Raw genomic sequence first — 23,079 nt, 5'->3', positions numbered from 1 at the left:
AATGAACAGATACGCGTGCTGGTCGTCGATGACCACCCTCTGCTGCGCGAGGGCATAGCGGCCGTCCTTGAAGCCCAATCAGACATAGCGCTGGTCGGCGAGGCGACCAATGGGCACGAAGCGCTTCAGCTATTTCGCTCGCTGCGCCCGGACGTCACCCTGATGGATCTACAAATGCCCGAGATGGATGGCATCGAGGCGATTCATGCCATTCGCGCCGAGTTTCCTTGCGCACGCATTGCCATTCTGACCACCTATCGGGGTGATGTACGGGCCTTACATGCAATCAAGGCGGGAGCTATCGGCTACTTATTGAAAAGTAGTCTACGCAAGGAGTTGCTGGATGCCATCCGCTCTATTGCTGCAGGCAACAACCATTTCCCGGCAGAGATAGCTGTTGAACTGGCTGATCACCTAAGCCACGACTGCCTGACCGCTCGTGAAATCCAAGTTCTGCAATGTGTGGCAATGGGTAAACCCAACAAGCAAATCGCCGCGGAACTCATGATCACGGAAGACACCATCAAGGGGCATTTAAGAAATATCATGGACAAGTTGGGTGCCAGCAATCGCACCCATGCGGTCACTCTCGGCATTCAGCGCGGCATCATCACTGTGTAATACCCCACTTTTGAGGGGGGCGCGCGCCCCCCATTGTTGTCTTATGTGCGATCAGTGCACGGCGTAGCATGGCGCCATGGACATAAAGATCCACAGTGGAGCACCACCATGCGTGCCACCTTGCATGCCGTTACCCCGGCAACTGCAGTAGACAGCCAGACTCAGCGCTGTATTTCCGACGAGGCTTATGACGGCGTCATGCAATTGCTTAGAGATGCTCAAGCGCACCTGAGCATTGACCGTGACTCAGCCTGCCTATGCCTGACCCGCGCCCTGGTCATGTTGCAAAAGAGCGATAGTCAGTTAAAAAGCCGCCATGGCTGCCTATCCAATTGGCAAACTAAACGGGTGGTTGACCACATTGACGCTAACCTCGACTCATCAATACGCACAAATCAGTTGGCTGCTGTTCTCAGCCTGAGTGTCAGTTACTTCTCGCATGCTTTCAAAAATACCTTTGGTGTAACGCCGCTGGTCTACGTCGCACGTCGTCGCATCGAGTCTGCGCGTCAGATCATGCTCACGACCGATTCCTCGCTGACCGACATCGCCCACAGCCACGGATTCTGTGACCAATCCCATTTCATCCGTACCTTCCGCCGCCAGATCGGGGTTACACCTCAGGCTTGGCGACGTTTGTGCGATGCCGGGTTATACGAGGAACAGACCAGTTCCACCCCCAGAGCACTGGCCATTGTCAGGGCCTCAGCGTGCAACGCATAGCGCAGGGCTATCGCCTTCGGATATCGAAGCGCAAGGGCTAGCCGCCAGCGCTCATCCAAATTGCGGAGTTCGAAACAATGAGCCTAGAGGCCTTCGCTGCGGCAGGCGGATGACTGTGAGTTGGAAATCGTATGCCATCAGGGCGAGTACGTTGCTTGTATCGCATCAAAGCTGCACGGCTAGTCGAGCAGCGTCAGGGTGACGACGAGTACGCCGTCGGAGGAGATGGTACGGCCGTCACGGCCGCCGGTGGCTTCTGCATAGGCACGCTAAGCAATGGTTTGAATCGACATACGCCGGCTTTCAAAAAAGCTGAAGGACACCACGAAAAAGATCACCAGCACCACAAATGGAATACGCCTTGGAATACATTTCAAAATGGATCTGCGTGAAGCGCTGTGGAGCTCGATGGCGCTGAAAGCCCCGTATTTACTGGATTTCAGGCACAAAAAAAGACGTCCGTGGACGTCTTTAGATGATGAAGTGGTGGAGCCGGGGTAATTTGAATCCGTTCAGTAAGATGTTGATTTATAACATTAATATCGAATTTTATTTTTAGTTGGAATACCAATTGGAATACGACACTCCACTTGACCACCCATTTGCATTCGATCTGACCAGCACGCTTCGTAACCATGATTGGCAGTGAGCTGTCCATAGCTGCCGGTGGCGACAGGCAGAAATCGGCCGAGGCTGTGTGAAAACACTTTCGTTCGGATGCAGTAATCAACAACGGCGCGAAAATCACGCTCCTACGCAAAATCAAGGCCTGCTGACCAGCCGAACGTTTGCAGATTTGACGTAGAAGCGAGGACTTTAAAACGGCAGCGGAGAGCCAGATTTCTGCCAAGGTAGACATTAAATTGGGTGTCTACGCAACTAGGGGGCGATTCAGGGTTTATTTTTCGCATTAGATCAGTTAATAGATACGTCCTCTTCACTTGCCCCGTCTTTAGTTTGCCTCAGAATATTCGACGCTATTCTGGCGTAGCTATTTTAATGAACCTACCAAGGGAATTGCACCACAAAGGTCACTTTATGAGAACTGCTATCTTGTTGCGATAAACTATAACGCCATCAACATCTCGTACCTCACAACCCATTGTATGAAGCCCTCTATATGAGGTTCCCTCATCAATAGTGCAACTAGAGTACGGATTGTCTTTTGCTTTCTTAATTGACTTCGTCTGAACATCCTCTTTACGTTCATCAAGAGGTACTTCGGGGCCGTGATTTTTCTTTTTGAAGGTTGCAGTTAGAGGGAATCTTAATCTACTTGCTGTAATAGCTTCAACGACAAAAACAAGATCTAAATTTTTCTCTAAGAACCTTGTCCCTGAAACATAGTTGGTTCGCTCGCCATCAGAATTTACGACGTGACAAGTGAACTTAATAGAGCTGTTTTCAATATGCTTGCTGCCTTTTAAAGTCGACTTTACTTCCGAACTTATTGGAAGGTACTCAAGACAACTCTCGTAACCTAAAAGTCTCATCGAGTAGTTAAGGTCGCTTCCGTCTTTTTTCACATAGTTTGGAGTGACAAATTTAACAGGTACATCCACGCCTGCGCGACTCTCTGTTTTGAAAGCCGAGTATTCCTCAGGCCAGCGAATGAAATCAATAATGCCCTGGCCGATCATTATTTCATTTTTACTTGCGAGGCCTTGGAGTTTCGCCGCTAAATCTACAGGAAGCCCAGTAGGGGACACCTCCCCTAGGTAACCAAATCCATAATTTCCCCAAAGTACTTCGTGATCGTCCCCAAAGTTGCATCCAATACGAAACCCGAATGTAGAAGCGTCAAAGCCCTTATGACGCTCGAGCCAGGGCTTTATTGCTTTTTCCAGCGTTAACTTGCACATTAGCGAGCAATTTATTGAATCTATTGCTGCCTGCTCTTTATCCATTGATTTAGAACCAAAAAACGCCATAAGCGCGTCGCCCATCAGTCGATGCACATACCCATCAAAAGATCTAACGATTTCAATGCAGGTCTGAAGCACAGCATTTTTGAATTTGTATATAAAATCTAAATCATATATAAGGGAAAGTCTTGTTGAGCCCTTTATATCTATGAACAGGGTCGATACGTATTGATTTATAGTCGTATTATCTATTGCAAGCGAGGCAAAATCTGGGTGCTGAGCAATCCCACCGCTATTTATCCCAGGCTTATCAAATTGTGCCCTCAGGTACTGTTGGATAACATATTCACGCTGCGGCCCTAGTGCCAGCGCACTATCTTCAGCGGCACGTGCTGTGCCAGTTATCTGATGACTTTCCAAGGATTCTGTTACGGACTTGAATATTTTTTTGCTATTGGCTTTGTTGAATATTTCATCAAAGCCACTTTCGTTCAAAAAGCTGGAAATCATGATACCCTCCTAGGAAAGAGCACTAACAATCCCACACAGAATAGAAATAATCAGCGCCGAAAAGATATATTGCCGAGATGTTATTTCCATAACGCGCTTCTGATTATTAAATTTTTCGCCAACAATCTTCGCCAAGGCATTCGCCTGAAATGAGAGATCGTCTTGGAATCCCTCACACGTCATTCTCTTCACCGAATCCGCATATTCGATATGACTGAGCGACGCAACGTCACCAAAAAAAATAATTGACTTGGTTGGGGTTGAGGGGCTGCTTGTGTTTGGGAAAATTATCCTATGTACGCCAAGTAGGATTTGCATCACGAAGAACAAGTTTGCTATATACATCAAAATAGCTAAAGATTTCAGTATGTTCACGAATGGGGTGTCAATAGCAAATTTCAATATGTCAGAGTAACCAAGTAGCGCGGCAATAGCCACACTCAGCGATATAACAAATGCCAGCAAATAGTTAGCCTTGTTGTTTGCTATCTCAATATAATGATCATACCTCTCAATCACTCTCAATAAACTATCAATTTTATCCATACATCATTCCTTAAGTGTGTAAACTTAAACCCGAGCCAAATTTAATTTCTGGCTTGAGGAAGACACGTCCATTCACGCCATGATGCTTTTTTTAAACTTGTGAAGATTCACAAGTACTCCGCCCGAGCCGTTCACTCGCCATCGCCATTATCCTATGTTTTGACGGCCTTTTGCCATTAGGTATCTTTATTTTTACGTTGCGATTTCTTCCTTTCCCCCTCTGAGAGGAGATTGTTAATTGATGCATAACTAGGCCATTAGGCGCACAGCTCATTGAGCAGCGGCGACATCCCGTTCGTTCTTATGCGCGTGCAGCAACCGCCGCTAGTTGCGCAGTGAATTCATATATCTCACCAACCACAGACTTAACGTGATGGTTAGTATCATAAGCTATCCAGTTAGTAGGGTTGCCTACTAACTTCCCTAAACTGCATTGCTTAATCATAGCGTCTCCCCAGCTGAAACTAGACTCCCTGTAATGAATAGAATCCACAATAAATTTTGAGAGCTTCTGGCTTTGTGCAAAGCCATCCTCTCCTTGAACGGAGTGGCCACGCACAACAAAGAACGCATTATTTACTGTATATCTAATCTTAACATTCATATGTGTGGCGATAGTATCCGAAGACCGGGGATTTCTCACACCATAGTCACTGAAATAAAGTGACGCTGTCGGATTGGCTGATAAAAAGCCCTTCCAGACGATCATTTCTTTCCTTTGAACTAAACCGCTTGAGTCGCGCTCTTTTACAGCCTTCTCAATAGAATCTGGTATCGAGCTTGCACTCATTATAATGCAGTCAAAGCCTAGCCCTTTCATGTGCCCGTATGCGGTTTCTACGATCTCCATCACATCCTGTATTGGTAGCTTGGTTACGTCTCCTATATCAATCAGTACTGGTGTTTTGGCTTCACTGAGTCCTGCACTCAGAACCATGTCTTCTAAAATTTCATCTAGGTGATCTGGATCGCCGAGGTCCTCAATAGCTAAACTATCCAATCTGATGCAGAAGAAGGCGCTGTCAGATAGAACCATAGATTTTATCGTTTCTCGATACTCTACAGCCTCCCATCTGTCATAGCCGATTACCGGGCAAACTATAACCCCTAGCTCCTTTAAGCTATTACAGATGTAACTCAGAACCTGCTCGCCGCCTTCAGTGCAAAATCCTATGGGCCATTGCGAAACGTCTAAAATTACATGCTTTCTTCTAAAAATCTCAGCTATATTGTGCGCACGGGCGTCAAGATAGTCCTCAAAAGGAGTAGTGCTTCTATTTCTAGCGGCCTCAAGGGACTTTCCCTCAAGCTTAGTGATCTCGAATATAGGAGTACAGCGTGCAAGCGATGCTTTATCTAGCTTGTTCAATAATGTCAGAGCTTCCATCTCTCCGGCTTTAGCTCGAACGATCGGATAGTACTGATTATTCATGTTTGATACCTCAAAGATTTTCGAGTTGAGCCCTAACCATTCCCTGGCCAATTAGATCTGTAAACTGGTTGTAGTTACCCGCTTCTTTTCTAAGGCGTCCGGCCACAATTGCCGGGTGTATTTTCAATTCTTTCGCTAGCTCAACAATCGTCTCTCTACTGGGTTTCAGATATGCATCAGTACGTTTCCATATGGATCTGGGAATGAATGCATCACGTGCGATCCTATTAGCCTCAGATTCTCTTTTATCTGTACTGGCATGTTCTAAGTCATCAAGAATAGCTTCATTGGCATCGTCGATATGTTTCCAAACATGAACCAGTTCATGGACCAAGGTGAACCAGAAATTATCAACCCTGTCGTACCTCAGAGTGAGTGCAATTATAGGGGTTCCGTCCACCTCTTTAAGTGCGGCACCATCAAGCATAGTACCTTTTAACTGCGGCTCAATAATTACCGCTATGCCATGATTTTTGAGTAGCTCTATTGCCATTCGAGGGCCTTCCTCAAACCGACTGAGCTGAACGATTTCCTTAATTAGCGCGTCACCAATCTTAGTTTTATCAAACTCTGGCAGCTGGCTTTTAATTTCCCGAGTTCTTTGTATCACTCGGGCAAGCCATGCATACAGCGCATAAGTCGTCGTAGGCGTTGGCGAGTCGCCGGAAAGCGTGCGACGAAAGGAAGCTCCGCTCTCTTGCAACCCCATATCGCTAATAAAACCCTGAACGATTTCCTCAACGGTCTTTTTAGCTTTGCTAGTAATGCTATCAATCCAGCCTCTAGCTACCATTTCCTTTACCGGAAATTTGGTCCAGTCCACATTTGCTTTATTTTGGCTACTGCCGACTTCATCAAGTCCCACCAATGTATCAGCCGAAATGCCAAGACCTACAGCTAGAGCCCTTATCATCGGAACTGTAAGAGGTCGCTTTCTCGCCAAAACTTCCGACACTCTACTTCTAGTACCAAAATAGGGAACCAGGTCAGTCTGCTTTAAACCTTTTTCGGTCATCCGAAAAAGAATTGCATCAATTGGATCTGGAGCCTCTACCGGATACTTTTGCTTCTCGTAGTCCTCAATTAGCATTGAAAGCAGTTCGAGCCTATCACTTTCTTCCGTGCCTAGCTTCGGAGAAGAAATTATCAGCGAGTGCACTTCGTTAAAGTATTCGAGGTATTGTTCCTCTGTTTTGATAATTTTTGGGCTCAACGTATTCATAGTTTTTTCACTATTGCAGTGATGATTGCAATCCCTTGGGCAAAAGCGACCTTCAGTTCTAAGAGTGTGTTGGATTCACAGATAGAGAAGAGAAAGGTATCTTCGGCAATAGCAAGAGCATTCGGATATTGTTCGAGCAACTCGGCTGGGACTTTCCATCTTGCATGGCCGATTTCGCTAACCCATACACAAATCCATTTGCGGATATGCTCGCTTTCCCCCTGGAGAGGGGGCAATTTCTCTCTTCCAAGCAATCTCATGATCGTCGCTTTGTTCCCAATTTGGGAACAAATTACGCCGTCGTCTCGCGCAGGTCAAGAGAATGTTCCCAAATCGTGAACATCACGTTACCCTCTCAAGGCTTGCCATTCGATCTGAGTATGGCCAAAAGTGACCAGATACCATGACTCATTGGCCAGTACCAGTCGATCTCGAAGGTCTGTTATTGGCCGTTTTTGGCCTGTCACGACTAACCGGTTCGGGTCGTTTTTTGTCATCGCGGCGGTGTTTTTCGAGCAGGTTTATCCGCCACGCTGAGATAAATGAACGCGGACAAGTGAGACTGGAGGGCTGCCTACCTATGACTAGTCGAGCGACCGATCAGCATTTCTCGGTCATTCCCTAATCGTTTCCAGATCAATAGGGCGGTGAGCCGATAGTAATACCGGGTGGCGCCGGAATGGTCTTGCAGATGCTGAGTGAGAAACCAACGTACATGCTTGAGTCGCCAGGTCCAGGGATTATCGCGTTGCCATCGCTGTTGAATGGCCGCTTGCATGGCTCGGCCTTGGCGCAGGTGGCGTTGCTGAGTGACCTTCGAGCCGCTCAGTACGCCGCTCAGGAACAGCGCCATATCGAACGGTTTGCTCACGCTCGTCCTCCAATATAGGCCGACATCACATCGATCCGGTTATGCCCGAGCTCGTGACTGATCTGTTGCCGCGCCTGTTGATCAAGGTCGCGGTCAAAGCGATAGCAGTGACCACCATTGACCGGTGCGGCGTGGCCCGTGAGCTGCTCGTAACGTTCGCAGGCGTAGGCCGCTCGCAGCTCATGGAAACCCTTCAGCCCGTGTTCATGCAGCGTGTCGCGGGCGGGGATTACGGTCTGTTGCAGGAACGCGGCGTAGCTTTCGTCGCGGGCCAGCAAGTTGCGGCTACGGGGCGGCGATGCATGATGGGCCAACTGCAATGCCGCCTTCACCGCTGCATTGGCCACAACCCATCGCGGCGCTGAAGCCCCTGAGCGACCGCCTTTGGTGCCGTCCTGAATGTTGATGCGGCCTAAGTGTTCGGCTTCGCGGTGCAAGCGTGGCAGGTCAGCCAGGATCGCTTCGCGCAGGCGCATACCGGTTGTTCGGGCCAAAAGGACAATCGCTGCCACCCGCTCGTGTTGCTGTTCGCCAAGCGCCTCAATCACTCGCCGCACCTGTTGATGGTCTTGGCCATCTGGCGCGCGGGTGCGTACGGTCGAACGCTTCTGTCCCAACGCCTGGCTCGGGCTGGCGATCCTCACGTCCTGATCACCGCGCAGCGCGGCGAGGGTGCGGTTAACGCTGCTCAGGCGGTTCTGAGCGGTAGCGATGCAGAGTTCACCTTGCTGGATCTGCTGGCGCAGGTAAGCGGCGTAGTCTTGCAGCGTCCGTCGATCGATTTGGCGCGCATCGTTGTAACCGGGGCCGTCCTCTGACCGACACCAACGCACGAACGCTTGCCAGCGATCGCTATGCGCTTTGACCGTGGCGAAGTGGCCGCCGGCAAACAGATCGTTGAGCGCTTGTGGGCCGGCGTAGCTCAGCTGACGACCGTAGCCAAAGTTGCGACCATCACGCCGACTGACCAAGGCCATCGTCATCACCATTTTCGTTTGTTTGCAGAAAGAGCAGCAGGGCTTTCCAGTGAGGGCTGAGCCTGTCCACCTGCTGCCAGTGTGTCGGGCGGATCAGGAGAGCGTTCTCGTGGTGCTGCAGCAGTGCCCCTTCCTCACGCAGTTGCTCAATCAGCAGAACGATGTAGGCAGGCTCCATGGGGGGTGTGGCGACAGCGGCGACAGTGGCGACAACCCGCGTCGTTTCTGGCCTGGGGCGTGGCGACAGGGTGGCGACAGAAGCGGCGACACGTCGCGATTCTTGCGGCGGTTGATGTTGCGCTTGGTAGCGGCGCACCGCGTCATTGAGGCGGAACATGGTGGACCTCGAAAGTTTTTCCGTCGCGGCTGCTCAGCCAGCGATGGGTGATCAGCACGACCAATAAAGAGGCGGTATGGTCAGCGCTCTTGCGGGCAAAACGAGGGCCGTTGCGATTGACGTCGCGAATGGTGAAGTGAGTCCAGCCTTTCTGCACCAGCCAGCGCAGCAGCCGATCCGCCTCTTCGCGTCGGCTATTGACCGGCTCCTGTTCGGTCAAGCGCTGGATCTCGGCCAGGTAATAATCCATCAACGTGGAGGCGCGCTGGATGTGTGCTTCATCCAACTGACTGGCCTCTTCAACCATGGCCAGCACGCCCGCGATACGCAGTACATTCGCCGCCGCCTTGCCCGCGACAGGTTGGACGCCGGCCAGCTCGCCGAACTCGCCAGACTGACATTCGATGGTGTCGTGAATATCAATCCAGGCACGACGGGCACGGGAAGTCAGCTCCAGTGTGGTGGGATTGAGTGAACCATCCTTGTGAAGCGACCAGGGCTGTTGCAGCAGGGCGGTGATCCGCTGTTGGTAGCGCTGGACTTTGGCATCTCTGGTCAGGTCGATTGCCTTGTAGAGTCGCTGGCCGGCCAGGCGCTCGGGCCAACTGATCAGGCAACGGCCGAGGATGCCTTGGCCATTGATCACCGGGTCTTTGAACAGCTGGTTGGCCAGGTAGGGCTGCAGCATCAGATGCAGGCTGAGGCGGCGGTCATAGGCACGCAGGCTTTCTCCGGCCATGGAGCGGGCCCGGTCGATCGGGCTGCCATCCCACAATGTTGATAAGGTGGTGATCGCCTTGAGCAGATTCTCTTTGCTCATGGTGCTGCTGCCCAAGAACTGGCCACCTTCATCATTGAATAAACCCATGCTGGGCAAACCCTGGCACAGGCTTTTGACCAGGGCCTCAATGGTGGGCTCGGCAATGATCAATCTCGGCGGTACCGGTTCGGATAGCTCACCGCCTTCCGCCTCCGTGTGTTTCTTTGAGGTTTTGGGTTTGGCCATGATGTTGCTGGCGGCGCGATAGGCTTTGAGCTTTTCCGTATACAGGGTCCACTGCTGTCGTTCCCAGTCGCGTGCCGCTTTCAGGGCTAGATGGTCCACCGCGCTTTTGCGATCACCTGAGGACGCCACCGTCAGTAGGTAGAGGGACAGCGGATAGGTTCGGCCGTCGAGTTGGACATTGGCAAGACCTTGGCTCACCAGGGCAGCGCTTGCCAGCACCGATTGGGCCGCCATGGCGCAGGGTACGCCAATCACCTCGGCCAGTCGTTCGACCGCAAGGCCCAACAGTTCTCCGAGTGCTTCGACTGGGTAGGGCAGCGGCGCCTGCTGGTATTCCAGCAATGGTTGTGGTGGCTCGAACGCTTCGCACAGTTGCATCGCTATTCTCCTGAGATTATCGACTTCGCCCTCACTCATCCCGCCACGGTTGTTGAGTGTTATCAGGGATCAAGGCCCCTGCGACCTGTGAGGTTTGTCCACTAACGCGGGACTGACGGCTCCTTACGGCCGGGAGCTTGGGCATCTCATGATCTGGCCTCCTGAACACTTCCGAAGAAGTGGGCGGGTGGAGGCTGCACTGGCTGACGAGACCGGTGACGCGGATCCTGAGTCAGGTGAGGGCAGTGAGGCGATGACCGGGGCATGCCTGACTGTCAGTCAGGGGCAGTCCATTCCTTGGGCTGCGGCACCATCATCGGCATCGCTGTGGCGAGTGAGCATTCGGTGTTTGTCACGCCGATTGTCACGAGGGGGAAAGCCGCAAAGCCCCATGCGAGCAGGGCTGCAGCAGTGTGAGATGCGCCCGTCTCTTTAGCAGGCAAAGAGACGGGCAACAGGTTGGCGCAAGAAATGGCCAAGCGGATAAGTTGCTGCAGAGCAGCCCGGAGAAGGCCTGAGTTGCCGCAGTGGGCAAATATGAGAAGTAGGCATCCATCACATCGCTGTGACCGTGCGAGCCGCCGGACGCTAATCGCACTTGGGGAGAACCACCACGGTGTGGCGTAGCCTCAAAGGTTCTGGCTACCTGGGGGCTGTCGAGGACAGCGCTTGTACAGTTCTGGTTTAGCGCTCGTTCTGCTCGTGGTCAACAGTATTTTGGGGGCGACTGTTGCGCCAATCGGTAGCGCTGGAAGACCTTGGAGGCCGGTGGTTTTCCATAGTCGGGTGGTCGTTCGTCAGTTTTTAATGTGAGCCCGCGTAATTGCATGGACTTGACCATTTGCATTGTCACTGACCAGTCGAATTGCATTCGACCTGACCAGCACACGCCGTAGTGACGACCGGCGGAGAACGGCCAAAAGCAGTCATTGCGACGATGCAGTACGATACACGTCTACCGGTAGATCATTAGGGCTTACCCATGCAATTTCATGGTTTCGAATTCGGGCATATTGAGGTTGAGATTCAACACCGTGCGTTTGACCTTCATAACTTCTACCAAGCCAGCACCATTAATTACGACATCGTGGATAGGTCGGCAGTACTTATCTTTACTCGACGGACTGAAGCTTGGGTGCCGACCGAAGAAGCACGCAAGATTACTATCAGCTTCCATGAGGTCGATTACTTTTCATCAAGTGGGCGGGATGATTACCCAATTGATGGCGACGATAGTGTTATTCATTCGATCGGAGCCGTGGAGTCCAACGCAGAGACACGAGCCTTTTACCTGACGGATAACATCCAACCAGATCACCACCTTGTTATGTGCTTCGAGTCTGGTCTGACATTACGAATACAGGCCGTTGAAGCACGGTGCAAAATCGATTTTTAAACGGCATAAAATTTGGTGTTCGACGTCTGCTTTGGGTCGTCTGCAGCCTATCGCCACCGGCGGTACTCGACCCAAAGCGGAAGATCACTTTGCATGTTTGAATGCCCGGAGGAGGCTGAACTGAGTCATTCCTCACCGACAGTCCGAGCGTCCGCTACGCGCATCACAAGACGTTCGACAAGCAGCGGTTCGTATGACCACAGTACAACCGAAGCCGGCCACTCGGTCGCGTGGGCTGGGCTTGGAGATGCTCTTCCTTCAGCAGGCGCTCAGTACAGAGCGCTTACCTCCGATCGGCTTCGACACGGACATTGTGACAAATGGATATTTCCAACACCGCGACCCGCAGCCCCTTAGCGCCAGTGGAAGTCGGGGCGGAGTGTACTGGTAGCACGGCCCACTGTCGGGACCATCAATCCGATTGGCGGCGAACCTCGATGTCGACGATGTGGCGAGGCGTTCGCCCAAGCCGGGGATTGCCGTTGGCGACGGCGACAACGCCCTCATGTTCGTCGCCAGCCCACAGGCCGACTAAGTCGTGCAGGAAGAAATCCGCATAGGAGCAGCTAGCGTCCCGCACCTGAATCGCCACGACCGAGGCTTTGCTCGTGTGCAACTGGGTCAAGTTCCTGACGAGCCGGGCCGGGGCAACCCAGAGCGTCGGGCGCGCCGAGGCCGGCGTCGCAAACAGGTAGTAGGCGTGCTCTGTCTGCGTGAGCATATCCTCGCATTGCCGCAGGTCGATGCCTATCGTCGAACTGAAGGCTCTCCCCGACCCAGTGCCGCTGCGCTTTTTCACCTGCACAAGGGTGGCCCGCTCGATCACCGTTTTGCCCTTGTCCACGATACGCGTCAGGAAAAGCACATCCGCCCCCAGAGGAGCCCCGGCAGGTGTTCTGGCCCCTTCCTCTCGCTTGCTGGGCTGTCGCACCTTCACCGAAAGGCTAGGATAAGTAGCCCGCGTCGTGGCCGAGAGCTGGCTTAACTGGCGGCTCGCGTTGCCAACTGCCTCCTGCGTCAGGGTCAGGAGGCGTGCCGTATGGGCCTCCTCGTCCTCTCCCCAGATCTCCGGATACTCGCGGCAAAACTTTTCCTCGATCTCGCTGAGCGCCCTATGGATGACGCGCTCCACGGACGGGTCGCCCAGCCAGGTTTGGGCGCCGACGCTGGGCAGCGCAGTGGCATCCTCGCCCAGGCCTACCGGCCCCTCTAGGTCCAGTGCACCCTGCCTGGACCGCACCAGCCCCTTGGCCCTCAGCTGCACCTGTCTTGGACCAGTGCTGGCGAGCCGGGTCGCAAAAGCTAGGAGATCCTCGTCATCCATCAATCGCAGAAGTACCGGCTCGACTTCGGCGAACGCTGTCTGCTCGAGCCAAAGGCAGGCGAAATCGAGGAGACCCTGGGCCAGCTCCGGCTCCCACCTCACCTGGTCGAATAGATCCTGCCGCCATGCCTCGCGGGCGGCAGGGCCTAGTTGATTCCACAGCGCCTCTCGGTCCCCCGCCCCGGATGGCAATTCTCTGAGGCTTGCAGCAACGCTTTGCTGGCCGGACCGCGCTGGCTCCACGAACTCGTGCCAGGCCGCGGCAAGCGCGAGGTCCGAGGGCATGGTGTCCGCCAACAACGTAGCAAGCGTCGAGAAGGCTATGGCAACGCATTCTTTGAAATCGTCTTTCTTCTTTATCTTCGGAAGCATATGCCAGCGCAGGAACAGGCTGCGCACATCGTCCGCCACGATCGAGCGGCAATGTTGGATCAGCCGAGGAAAGACCGTCGGATCGACTCGATCAAGAACCTGCTCGCAGGCCCACCGGGACGCCTGCACCGTCGGCGAACTGGCAAACAGCAAGAAGACGAGATCAGGCACGTTACCCGGGGGCATGCCGACATGGGTCTCCAGGTAGTCGCGTACATACTGCCAATGCTGCTCGACCATCTGCTCGAAGGCCCAGTTACTCTGACCGTAACCAGGGGCGACTAGTTGAATGCCATCAATGCAATCATCCTTCGATGTACTGGCCACCAGCGCCTTCATGATCTCCCGGTCGTCCAAAAAGCGAGACCGGTCAGATGAATGGGCATCAAGAAGCCAACTCACCCATATCTCACGGGGCGCGATCGCCGCCATGATGGTTTCGCGCAAGGCCCGGGAGTCGACTTGAAGCACGTCCTTCCTGAAGGCCTCCTCGGCAGACCCATAAGCATTCTCGTCCAGGATGGACGATGAACCCTTGATCCCGGTGGATCCGTGCCCGAGGATTGCGAGGGTCAGCTCCATGGGCCCCTGCCGTGCAGCGCACTCGAATTCGAACGCAAAGCCCCCACGATCGGTTAGCGATTGCCATAGCCATCTGGCCCTAACGCTGGTGTTCTCGGCAGACAGGTGGGCGTAGTCCAACCGAAGTGTGCCCTCGCGGACGTCAAAGTAGCGTCCTAGGTGTTCGACCAGCGGCGGAGCCCAATCGGCCAGCGGGATGCTGGCAACTGCCAATTCATTGTCGAAGCTAATCTTCACGCTCATGGCGTTCTCCCTTTTCCTGCGGCTGGCGCGTGCTGGTTGGAAGGAGGGATTCTACCCACAGACCGCACGCAGTGCGTAGGGCCGCTTTGGGTCGGTTGCAGTCCTTCAGTGCTTGGCTGACGCACTTGCGCCGAGTGGCACCCGCTGACCCCCATCAACTGCAACCGGCTGGTCAGCGCGAATGCAAATGACTGGTCTGTGGCAATGCAATTAGGTGGTCAAGTGAGATGCAATTATGCAGAGCCCATACGAGTGGGAATGCAGAGCCTTCCCGCCCGAATGGACTTAGTCGAAAAGGCCCGAAGAGCAAGGCTTGCAATGGTGACAGTCGCCACTTCTGTCGCCATGCTGCAGGCCAGGTATTACACGGGTTGTCGCCGGTGTCGCCGCTGTCGCCAAATCAACCATCACTCCATCTGAGGCGTCATTTTCGGTTACCGGCGGCGTCCGGTGAGCGCTCACCGTATCGGCACGACGTTGTGGTCCCTGGTTTGATTGATCGCAGATGCCGACAGGTTGCCAGTGGCCGCTTTCTGGATGTGCTCACTCCACCAAGCCATCATCGGACGCCGGCGCTCGATGTAGTCAGCTCGGTTGTAAGCGCTTCGGACTTCGTCCTTGTCGACATGCGCCAGCGCGACTTCGATCAGCTCCGGATCCCACCCATGCTCGTTCAGGATGGTGCTGGCCATGGAGCGCATGCCGTGGCTGACCAAGCGGTCCTGGAAGCCCATGCGTTTCAACGCCATGTTGGCGGTCTGGCTGTTGGCGTGGGTGCTAGGGTTTCTATCTGCCGGGAACACGTATTCCCTATGGCCGCTGTGGGGCTTTAGCGTCTCCAGTAACGCGAGTGCCTGTTCGGTCAGCGGGATGGTGTGCGGACGACGCTTTTTCATGCGCTCCGGCGGGATGGTCCAGATGCGTTTGTCGAAGTCGATATCTGCCCAGCGGGTGGTAGCCGCTTCGGCAGGACGGGTCATGGTGTGCAGTTGCCATTCGATCAGGCAGCGGGTGATCCGCTTGATGCTGGCGTTCGCGATTTCGATCATGAGCTCGGAAAGCTCATCGGGTCGTAGCGCGGCCATGTTCTGTTTTTTGGGTTTCTTGAATACCGCCCGAATGCCACTGAGGGGGTTAGCGAAAATCAACCCGGAGTTCACCCCGTAGGTCATGATCTCGTTGAGCCGTTGGCTCAATCGCTTCACTGTCTCGAGGCTGCCTTTGGCCTCGATTGGGCGAAGCAGTTCGATGACAATCGGTGCGGTAATTTTCGAGAGCGGCGTTGTTTTCAGGTCTGGAAATACATGCAGCGTGAGCGATCGCCAAATGTCTTCGGCGTACGCCGGCGTGACGGAGTCCTTCTTCAGCTCGAACCAGGCGGTGGCCACGTTTTCAAACGTGTGTTCCGTCTCCGCTCGTTTGGCTTCGTCCTGTGCATTGCGTTGCACTTTGGGATCAATGCCTTGTGCAAGCAGCTCGCGTGCTTCCACCACTTTCTTCCTGGCGTTCGCTAGCGAGAGCTCTGGGTACGTACCCAGCCCCATATTGATACGGTTTTTTGTTACCGGCTCGCGGTAATTGAAGTTCCACAGCATCGAGCCATTGCTCCTGACCCGGAGCTGAAGGCCGTCACCATCGCTGAGGACGTAATCCTTGTCTTTTGCCTTGACTGCCTTGAGCTGGCGGTCAGAGAGGCGGAGGGCTGGAGCAGGCATGAGACCTACCTCTGACACCGTTTTGGTATTCCAAAAAATAGCACCGGAGAGCTTGGAATACCATTTGGAATACCCAAACGGCTGGAACTCAAAAAACCTTTGAGGAGCCCAGTAGCGCTGAAACCCTTGATTTCACTGGATTTCAGGCACAAAAAAAGACGTCCGTGGACGTCTTTAGATGATGAAGTGGTGGAGCCGGGGGGATTTGAACCCCCGTCCGCCAGTACTCCGCTGTCGGTACTACATGCTTAGCCGTGTCTATTAAGTTAACCCTCAGCGACCCGACGGGCAGGGTGCTTTGGGCGAGTTGTGTAAGTTTTAGCCGATTCGTCCACAACGTACTGCACGGCGATTCCGTTCTATATGACAATCACTTTGGGTTTACGGACATCCCCTGGTGATTGCTGGACCCGAAGGTACCAGAAGGGAAGGGCTAAGGCTGCTTACGCAGCGAGAGCGTATTCCCCGTAGGTTTCGTCATTGGCAACTATAGGAAGTTGCAACAGTGGATTTACGAGTTCTGTTACCAACTCGGCATGCACCTAAAGTTTCGCAACCGGCGTCGAATCCTAAACGGCCCCGAGCCTGTAGCTCCGTGAATCAGCTGGAGCGACAAGCCTGTGCAGTGTACGCCAATACGCGGCTGAGGCCAACCCGAAGGTTGGCCTGACGCGAGGTTACTGCTGATCGCCCTTGTTGTTGTTCTCCAGTTTTTGCAGGGCCTGGGTGGTCAGCGAGATGCAGTTTTCGATGCCTTTCTCGGTGCCTTTGGCCTGCTCGGCCTCGGCTTCGGTCACTTTGGAGTTAACCTCGGTCTTCAAGTCTTCGCTCATTTGTTGAGCGGTGGTCATATTGGTTTCAATTTTTTTTAGCTGGGTATCACAGAGGTTCGTGTCCGCTGCAAACACCGGAGAGGCCAACAGTGCCGCGGAAATGAACAAGCCAGCAAATGCGGTGTGCTTCATGTGGATCTCCTTGAACGTATGGTCTCGGTGCTGGCGGATGGACGTGGCCAGGCCCGAGTCAATAAAGGGCCCGACGGCGTCGGGCCTATTCAAGTGACTACAGCGAAACGCAGGAATTCGATTTTTCTTCGGGTGCGATGGGGAGCCCCTCAGCATCAGCAGATTTGGGCCGGGTGACGCGATCCACCAGATACACCAGGCCGTGGTAGTCGATTTCGCCATGGCGCGTCAGACCGATCTCGCAGGTGCGGCTGGTGGAGACGCCTTCGCTGCAATGCTGCACCGCATCCTTGAGGGTTCGCAGTGAGTGGGCGTTGAGCTCGGGTGTGGTGAAGCCTTTGTCTCCGGCAAAACCACAGCAGTGGATGCCTTCGGGGATCACGACTTGCTTGCTGCATTTGCGCGCCAGGTCGATCAGTGCTTGGCTCTCGCCCAAGTGTTGCGTACTGCACGTGACGTGTACGGCAATCGGTGCATCCTGCGGGGTGAATTCGAGACGGTCCATTAAGTGCGTACGAATGAAACGCACCGGGTCGTACAGGTCCAGTCGAACATTTCCCAGGTCCTGGACCAGGCGCAGCGTGCAAGGGCTGGTGTCGCAGTAGATCGGGTCGATCCCGCCGCGGCTGGCGTGGAGCAGGGCGCCGATCAACTCCTGGCGCTTGTGCTCGGCCTGTTCCGCGTAGCCTTTGGATGCGAAAGGCTGGCCGCAGCACAGGCTGTCCACGTTGTCTGGAAAGACCACCTGATAACCGGCTTTTTCCAGCAGTCGTTGGGTTTTTTCATACAGCGACATCTGTTCTTTGTCACCCGCCGCCGGCGCCATGGCGCGCGACACACACGCGGCCAGATAGACCACGCGCGGGCGTTCGTCGCAGACGGCCGGGCTGAAGCGAATGGCTTTTTCCGGCTGCGGCATGGCGTTGTCCCACTGGGGAACCTGACCCTTCGACAGCCGGGTCAGGCCGGCTGACAGGCGGGCCAGTCGCGGCGCGCCCAGCAGCATTCGAGCGCCGTTGGCCACGTGCAGGGTAAAGCGTGCGCCTTGCAGGGCGATGGCGAAATTGCTTGCCAGCCAATCGGCGGTTTTCGTACGCGTTGCGCTGCGGCTACGGAGTTTTTTCACCAGCTCGCCGGTGTTGATGCCGACCGGGCAACGTTGTGCGCATAACCCGGTGGCAGCGCAGGTGTCGATGCCGTGGTATTGGTAGGCCGTTTCCAGCGCTGAAGTGTCGATGCCTGCGCGCTTTTTCGCCTGGATGTCCCGCCAGATCACGATGCGTTGGCGCGGGCTCAAGGTCAGGTCTTTGGACGGACAGACCGGCTCGCAGAAGCCGCACTCGATGCACTTGTCCACTATCTCGTCGGCCGCCGGCAGCGGCTTGAGGTGCTTGAGGTGGATTTGTGGATCTTCGCTGAGCACCACGTCCGGGTTGAGGATGCCGTTAGGGTCGAGCAGGCGTTTGAGTTGCCACATCAACTGGTAGGCGTCGCTGCCCCACTCCAGCTCGACGAATGGCGCCATGTTGCGGCCGGTGCCGTGTTCGGCCTTCAGTGAACCGCCGAACTCCACCGCCACCAACTGCGCCACGTCATCCATGAACGCTTGATAGCGCGCAACTTCTTCGGCGTTATTGAAACCCTGGGTGAAGACAAAATGCAGATTGCCTTCCAGCGCGTGTCCGAAAAGAATCGCCTCGTCGTAGTAATGTTTGTCGAACAGCTCGATCAGGCGGTTCACGCCAAGGGCCAGTTGCTCGACCGGGAAGGTCACGTCTTCGATGATCACCGTGGTCCCGGTTTTGCGTACCGCGCCCACCGCAGGGAAAGTGTCTTTGCGGATGGCCCAGAGTCTCGCGTTTTCTCGCGGGTCTTCGGTGAAGTCGACCTGTTTTTCCACAGGGAAACCGGCCAGCGATGCCATGATCCGGGCCAGTTGCTCTTGCAGCAAAGATGACGAAGCCGCGCGGGATTCAATCAGTAGGGCGCAGGCATTTGTCGACAGATGCTGTACGAAATCCGGCATGCCCGGTTTGTCCTGCACCGAACGCAAGCTGCGCCGGTCCAGCAACTCCACCGCCGATACCGGCTGGCTTTTCAACACCGTGACCGCGTTGCAGCAGGTTTCCACGTCCGGGAAGACGATCAGCGCCGAGGCTTTGTTCGGGTGATCGATGACGGTGTTGTAGGTCACCGCGCTGATGAAGCCGAGCGTGCCTTCGGAACCCACCAACAGGTGGCTCAAGATATCCACAGGCTCGTCGTAATCCACCAAGGCATTGAGCGACAGGCCGGTGGTATTTTTCAGACGGTATTTGTGGCGAATTCGAGCCGCCAGCTCGGTGTTGGCGCGGGTCTCGCGGCCAAGGGTTGCCAGACGTTCCAGCAGTTCGCCATGGCTTGTACGAAAGGCCGCCACGCTGGCTTCATCTTCAGTGTCCAGACGGGTGCCATCGGCCAGTACCAGGCGGATGCCGGCGAGGGTGTGATAGGTGTTTTGCGCGGTGCCGCAGCACATACCGCTGGCATTGTTGGCGACGATGCCGCCGATCTTGCAGGCGTTGATCGATGCCGGATCGGGACCGATCTTGCGGCCGAACGGTGCCAGCCAGGCATTGGCCTGGGCGCCGATCACGCCGGGCTGCAAGCGGATCTGCATGCCCTCGCCGCGAATTTCGCGAGCGTTCCAGTTATCCCCCAGCACGATCAGTACCGAGTCGCTGATGGCTTGCCCGGACAGGCTGGTGCCGGCGGCGCGGAAGGTGACTGGGACCTGGTCGCGTTGGGCCAGCTGCAGCAGGGCGATCACTTCATCTTCGGATTCGACGCGTACCACCAGTTTCGGAATCAGCCGATAGAAACTGGCGTCGGTGCCGAAGGCCAAGGTCGACAGCGGGTCGTCGAAACGGCGCTTTTGCGGGATCAGCTGCTGTACGTCGCGCAGGAAAGGGGCCGGAAGCGTCATTGGTCCTCCAGAATCAGAACCACCAGATCCTTCGGACCATGGGCGCCATAGGCCAGCACCTGTTCGATGTCGGCCGTCTTGGAGGGACCCGAGACCAGCAGCGCGTTGGTGGGCATGCCCTGGGCCCAGGCGAATTCCTGTTGCACTTCATAGAAGTTGTCGCGGATTTCGCTGGCCTTGAGCAAAGCAAAATGCACCGGCGGAACCAGGCTCATCAACCGCGGTTCTTCCCGCGTCGGCCAGAGAATCAGGCTGCCGGTTGCCGCGATGGCACCCAGGGTCCCGGTCAGGCTGGCGGGGGTGTCGTTGAACAGTTCGGCTTTCCATTGCTCGACAGGCCGGTCGTAGGCCTTGAGCGTTGGCAGCTCGGGATTGTTCGCCCAGAACTGTGTGATTTTTTGCCCGTGAGGTGTCGTCGGGGCGATGAGCAGGCTGGGCAATTGACGGTCGCGCAGCAACTGCGCCAGCAGCGCCGCCCAACCTTCGCCAGACGTCAGGTGAATTTCAGTGTGCACCGCTTCCATCAGTTTGCGCAGTTGGGCGATGCGCTCCTCAGGGGCGTAGCGATAGGTTTTCGTCACCAGGTCGACATCGAAGTTGTCGGCCACTGGTGTGGTGCCGGTCAGACTTTTACGCAGCTTGGCGAGGATATTGTCCTTGGCGCTCATCGACGGTCTCCCTGCTGGTTCAGGTGTTCGCGGGCCAGGTCATGCAATGAGCGGGCGGCGGGTTTGGGGGCGCTGTGGTTCTGCGTCCATGGGCCGACGTTGTCGGGCGTCAGGGCGCGCAGGCGCGTGGCGAGGAAAGCGAACAGCCGATACAGGCGCGGCGAACTGTTGAGTCGGGCCCAGGCGTTCCAGATGAAGCGCTCCTTGGGCGAATACTTGCTGCCCTGGCCACGCATCACCGGGTTTGGACTGTCCGGTGCCTTGACGTTTTCTTCGCGCAGGCGCCGCAACAGCGCCGGAATTGGAATCTTCACCGGGCACACTTCGCCGCAGGCACCGCACAATGAAGAGGCGCTTGGGTGGTCCGGCACTTTGGCCAGGCCCACCATGTGCGGCGTGATGATTTTTCCGATAGGCCCCGGGTAAACCTCGCCGTAGGCATGACCACCGATGCGGGTGTAGACCGGGCAATGATTCATGCAGGCGCCGCAACGAATGCAGTTCAGGGTCTGGCGCAGTTCGCTGTCGGCAAATGCCTGGCTGCGCCCGTTGTCCAGCAGGACCAGGTGCACTTGCTGGGGGCCGTCCAGTTCGTCGGCCTTGCGTGGGCCGGAGATCATGTTGACGTAGGTGGTGATCGGCTGGCCGAGGGCCGAGCGGGTCAGCAGCGAGAGCAGCGGCACCACGTCCCGCAGGTTCTCCACGACTTTTTCGATGCCGGTCACGGCAATGTGAACCGGTGGCACGGTGGTGGACATCCGCCCGTTGCCTTCGTTTTCCACCAGCAGCAGTGTGCCGGTTTCGGCCACGGCGAAGTTGACGCCGGAGACGCCGATGTCAGCCTCGAAGAATTTCTGCCGCAAGACCTTGCGACCGATCTGAATGAGTTGGTCAACGTCCTTGGTGTACTCCACGCCAAGTTTGTCGTGGAACAAGGACGCGACCTGACCGGCGTTCTTGTGGATCGCCGGCATAATGATGTGTGAAGGCTTCTCGTGGTCGAGCTGGACGATGTATTCCCCCATGTCGGACTCGAGACATTCAATGTCCCGACCCTCGAGGAAATGGTTCATCTCCATCTCTTCGCTGACCATCGATTTGCCCTTGATCACTTGCCGCGCCTCGTGAGCGCGGATGATCGAGAGGACGATGCCATTGGCTTCGTCCACCGTTTCCGCCCAGTGTACTTTCACACCGTTGCGGGTCAGGTTGGTTTCAAGCTGCTCGAGCAGGTCGGGCAACTTCGATAACGCACGAGCGCGGACGGCATTGCCCAGCACTCGCAGAGGTTCTCTTTCGTGGGCATCGCTGAAGGACGCTGCCCGCTTGGTCATCAGTGAATCCATCGCTGTGCGAAAGTTGTTTCGCAGTTGCGTGTCGTCCAGCGCCTTGTGGGCCCGGGCGCGAAAATCTTCCTGCACCTCAACGGTCGGAATCAGCGTCGGTGTGCTCATACGACACCCCCGGTGCGCTGCCAGAGGAAGCACGCCAGGTGTTGCCCGCGTAATGCTTGCCGCTGTTTCTCCAGGGCGCCATTGATATTCATCAGGCAACCGCAGTCGGCACTGACGACCTGGTGCGCGCCGGACTCCTTCAGCGCGCGGGTCTTGTCGGCCACCATCGCGCCGGAAATATCCGGCATGCGAACGCTGAACGTCCCACCAAACCCACAGCATTCACTTTCATGGCTGTGTTCGACGCGCTCCACGTTGTCCAGCTGCGCCAGCAAGGCGCGGCCATGTAAGTGGGTGTTCATTTCCCGTCGTGCCGAGCAGGAGGTGTGCAGCGCGACCTTCACCGGCTCGCCCCTGTCGTTCAACTGCACTTTGCAGACAAACAGCAGAAACTCGGCCAATTCATAGGTCCTGGCCGCCAGGGCCTGGACCTGTTTGAGCGTATCGGGCTCGTCCTTGAACAGGTCGGCATAATGCTCGCGCAGCATGCCGGCACAGGAGCCCGATGGCACCACCACCGGATAATCCCCGGCAAACAACGCCAATTGCGCCCGCGCTACCGTCCGGGCCTGCTCGGTGTAACCGGAGGTGTACGCCGGTTGCCCGCAACAGGTTTGCCCTTGCGGGTAGTCCACCCGGATCCCTTCGCGTTCCAGAAGATGAATCGCATCCATCCCGGCTTCGGGATAGAACAGGTCCACCACGCAGGTTCCGAACAGGTAAACCCGTTCGGGCTTGTTGCTGGGGTACTGCCGAGGCTCGGGCAATGGCGGGGCGACACGGGTCGCATTCGGCACGGCGTTGTAAAAAAGCTCGCTCATCAGGCGTGTCTCCGGGTGGTCCCGGTTATCCGTCCGCTGAGGCTGCTGAATATAGATAAGGAATCTTTCAGCAGCCTTGCAGACCC

General features: G+C 55.5%; 20 protein-coding genes, 1 other RNA gene and 1 pseudogene. 4 read left to right on the top strand and 18 right to left on the bottom strand.

Annotation, left to right across the window (positions count from 1 at the left end; translation table 11 throughout):
- The first annotated feature begins 9 nt into the window (after window positions 1-9).
- Window positions 10-621, top strand: coding sequence for a response regulator transcription factor (locus QOM08_RS24370; RefSeq protein WP_218277736.1), 612 nt, complete (start codon window positions 10-12; stop codon window positions 619-621).
- 108 nt (window positions 622-729) lie between these two features.
- On the top strand, window positions 730-1,344 hold the full coding sequence (locus QOM08_RS24365) for a helix-turn-helix transcriptional regulator (RefSeq protein WP_139049101.1): 615 nt from the start codon (window positions 730-732) through the stop codon (window positions 1,342-1,344).
- Between the two features lie 191 nt (window positions 1,345-1,535).
- Here the strand turns inward: QOM08_RS24365 and QOM08_RS24360 are convergent.
- Window positions 1,536-1,637 (bottom strand): annotated as a pseudogene (locus QOM08_RS24360) (organic hydroperoxide resistance protein); the annotation flags it as partial.
- A gap of 85 nt (window positions 1,638-1,722) precedes the next feature.
- Between QOM08_RS24360 and QOM08_RS24355 the strand changes: the two are divergent.
- Window positions 1,723-1,845, top strand: a complete 123-nt coding sequence (locus QOM08_RS24355) for a hypothetical protein (RefSeq protein ID WP_316912245.1) — start codon at window positions 1,723-1,725, stop codon at window positions 1,843-1,845.
- 530 nt (window positions 1,846-2,375) lie between these two features.
- On the opposite strand, the gene QOM08_RS24350 is transcribed toward QOM08_RS24355, so the two are convergent.
- From QOM08_RS24350 to QOM08_RS24310, 9 genes are all read right to left on the bottom strand, one after another.
- Window positions 2,376-3,719: a nucleotide-binding domain-containing protein gene (locus QOM08_RS24350; RefSeq protein WP_316912244.1), complete on the bottom strand. Its 1,344-nt coding sequence runs from the start codon at window positions 3,717-3,719 to the stop codon at window positions 2,376-2,378.
- Between the two features lie 9 nt (window positions 3,720-3,728).
- Window positions 3,729-4,265 (bottom strand): hypothetical protein, encoded by a 537-nt coding sequence (locus QOM08_RS24345; RefSeq protein WP_316912243.1) that lies wholly within the window; start codon window positions 4,263-4,265, stop codon window positions 3,729-3,731.
- Between the two features lie 301 nt (window positions 4,266-4,566).
- A complete protein-coding gene (locus tag QOM08_RS24340; protein ID WP_316912242.1) occupies window positions 4,567-5,697 on the bottom strand; it encodes a beta family protein in 1,131 nt (376 codons plus the stop codon).
- A gap of 10 nt (window positions 5,698-5,707) precedes the next feature.
- The gene (locus tag QOM08_RS24335; RefSeq protein WP_316912241.1) at window positions 5,708-6,919 is read right to left on the bottom strand and encodes an ImmA/IrrE family metallo-endopeptidase; all 1,212 of its coding nucleotides are present in this window, start codon (window positions 6,917-6,919) and stop codon (window positions 5,708-5,710) included.
- Complete coding sequence (locus QOM08_RS24330) at window positions 6,916-7,179, bottom strand: type II toxin-antitoxin system HigB family toxin (RefSeq protein WP_262139341.1); 264 nt, start codon at window positions 7,177-7,179, stop codon at window positions 6,916-6,918. The genes QOM08_RS24335 and QOM08_RS24330 overlap by 4 nt, the downstream gene beginning before the upstream one ends.
- Before the next feature lie 314 nt (window positions 7,180-7,493).
- The gene (locus QOM08_RS24325) at window positions 7,494-7,790 is read right to left on the bottom strand and encodes a hypothetical protein (RefSeq protein WP_316912240.1); all 297 of its coding nucleotides are present in this window, start codon (window positions 7,788-7,790) and stop codon (window positions 7,494-7,496) included.
- The gene (locus QOM08_RS24320) at window positions 7,787-8,767 is read right to left on the bottom strand and encodes an integrase domain-containing protein (RefSeq protein WP_316913252.1); all 981 of its coding nucleotides are present in this window, start codon (window positions 8,765-8,767) and stop codon (window positions 7,787-7,789) included. Before QOM08_RS24320 ends, QOM08_RS24325 begins: the two co-directional genes overlap by 4 nt.
- Window positions 8,745-9,104, bottom strand: coding sequence for a hypothetical protein (locus QOM08_RS24315; protein WP_316912239.1), 360 nt, complete (start codon window positions 9,102-9,104; stop codon window positions 8,745-8,747). Before QOM08_RS24315 ends, QOM08_RS24320 begins: the two co-directional genes overlap by 23 nt.
- Window positions 9,088-10,488: a YfjI family protein gene (locus QOM08_RS24310; protein WP_316912238.1), complete on the bottom strand. Its 1,401-nt coding sequence runs from the start codon at window positions 10,486-10,488 to the stop codon at window positions 9,088-9,090. The genes QOM08_RS24315 and QOM08_RS24310 overlap by 17 nt, the downstream gene beginning before the upstream one ends.
- 982 nt (window positions 10,489-11,470) lie before the next feature.
- On the opposite strand from QOM08_RS24310, the gene QOM08_RS24305 reads away from it, so the two are divergent.
- A complete protein-coding gene (locus tag QOM08_RS24305) occupies window positions 11,471-11,884 on the top strand; it encodes a hypothetical protein (RefSeq protein ID WP_074877480.1) in 414 nt (137 codons plus the stop codon).
- Between the two features lie 412 nt (window positions 11,885-12,296).
- On the opposite strand, the gene QOM08_RS24300 is transcribed toward QOM08_RS24305, so the two are convergent.
- The 8 genes from QOM08_RS24300 to QOM08_RS24265 form a co-directional block, all read right to left on the bottom strand.
- Window positions 12,297-14,405 (bottom strand): hypothetical protein, encoded by a 2,109-nt coding sequence (locus QOM08_RS24300; protein ID WP_316912237.1) that lies wholly within the window; start codon window positions 14,403-14,405, stop codon window positions 12,297-12,299.
- A gap of 458 nt (window positions 14,406-14,863) precedes the next feature.
- Window positions 14,864-16,120, bottom strand: coding sequence for an integrase domain-containing protein (locus QOM08_RS24295; RefSeq protein ID WP_316912236.1), 1,257 nt, complete (start codon window positions 16,118-16,120; stop codon window positions 14,864-14,866).
- Window positions 16,121-16,307: 187 nt separating this feature from the next.
- Window positions 16,308-16,701: a transfer-messenger RNA gene (gene ssrA / locus QOM08_RS24290) on the bottom strand.
- A 96-nt stretch (window positions 16,702-16,797) separates the two neighbouring features.
- A complete protein-coding gene (locus tag QOM08_RS24285; RefSeq protein WP_188251004.1) occupies window positions 16,798-17,085 on the bottom strand; it encodes a hypothetical protein in 288 nt (95 codons plus the stop codon).
- A 97-nt stretch (window positions 17,086-17,182) separates the two neighbouring features.
- Complete coding sequence (locus QOM08_RS24280) at window positions 17,183-20,050, bottom strand: FAD-binding and (Fe-S)-binding domain-containing protein (RefSeq protein WP_316912235.1); 2,868 nt, start codon at window positions 20,048-20,050, stop codon at window positions 17,183-17,185.
- The gene (locus tag QOM08_RS24275) at window positions 20,047-20,718 is read right to left on the bottom strand and encodes a lactate utilization protein C (protein WP_316912234.1); all 672 of its coding nucleotides are present in this window, start codon (window positions 20,716-20,718) and stop codon (window positions 20,047-20,049) included. Before QOM08_RS24275 ends, QOM08_RS24280 begins: the two co-directional genes overlap by 4 nt.
- On the bottom strand, window positions 20,715-22,172 hold the full coding sequence (locus QOM08_RS24270) for a LutB/LldF family L-lactate oxidation iron-sulfur protein (protein WP_316912233.1): 1,458 nt from the start codon (window positions 22,170-22,172) through the stop codon (window positions 20,715-20,717). Before QOM08_RS24270 ends, QOM08_RS24275 begins: the two co-directional genes overlap by 4 nt.
- The gene (locus tag QOM08_RS24265) at window positions 22,169-22,993 is read right to left on the bottom strand and encodes a (Fe-S)-binding protein (protein WP_316912232.1); all 825 of its coding nucleotides are present in this window, start codon (window positions 22,991-22,993) and stop codon (window positions 22,169-22,171) included. The genes QOM08_RS24270 and QOM08_RS24265 overlap by 4 nt, the downstream gene beginning before the upstream one ends.
- Between the last annotated feature and the right edge of the window lie 86 nt (window positions 22,994-23,079).

It is taken from the genome of Pseudomonas sp. P105, from assembly GCF_032614175.1.
Classification (GTDB): domain Bacteria; phylum Pseudomonadota; class Gammaproteobacteria; order Pseudomonadales; family Pseudomonadaceae; genus Aquipseudomonas; species Aquipseudomonas rhizophila.
Note: the sequence above shows the minus strand (reverse complement) of the source record. Positions and strands in the feature narration are given on the sequence as shown.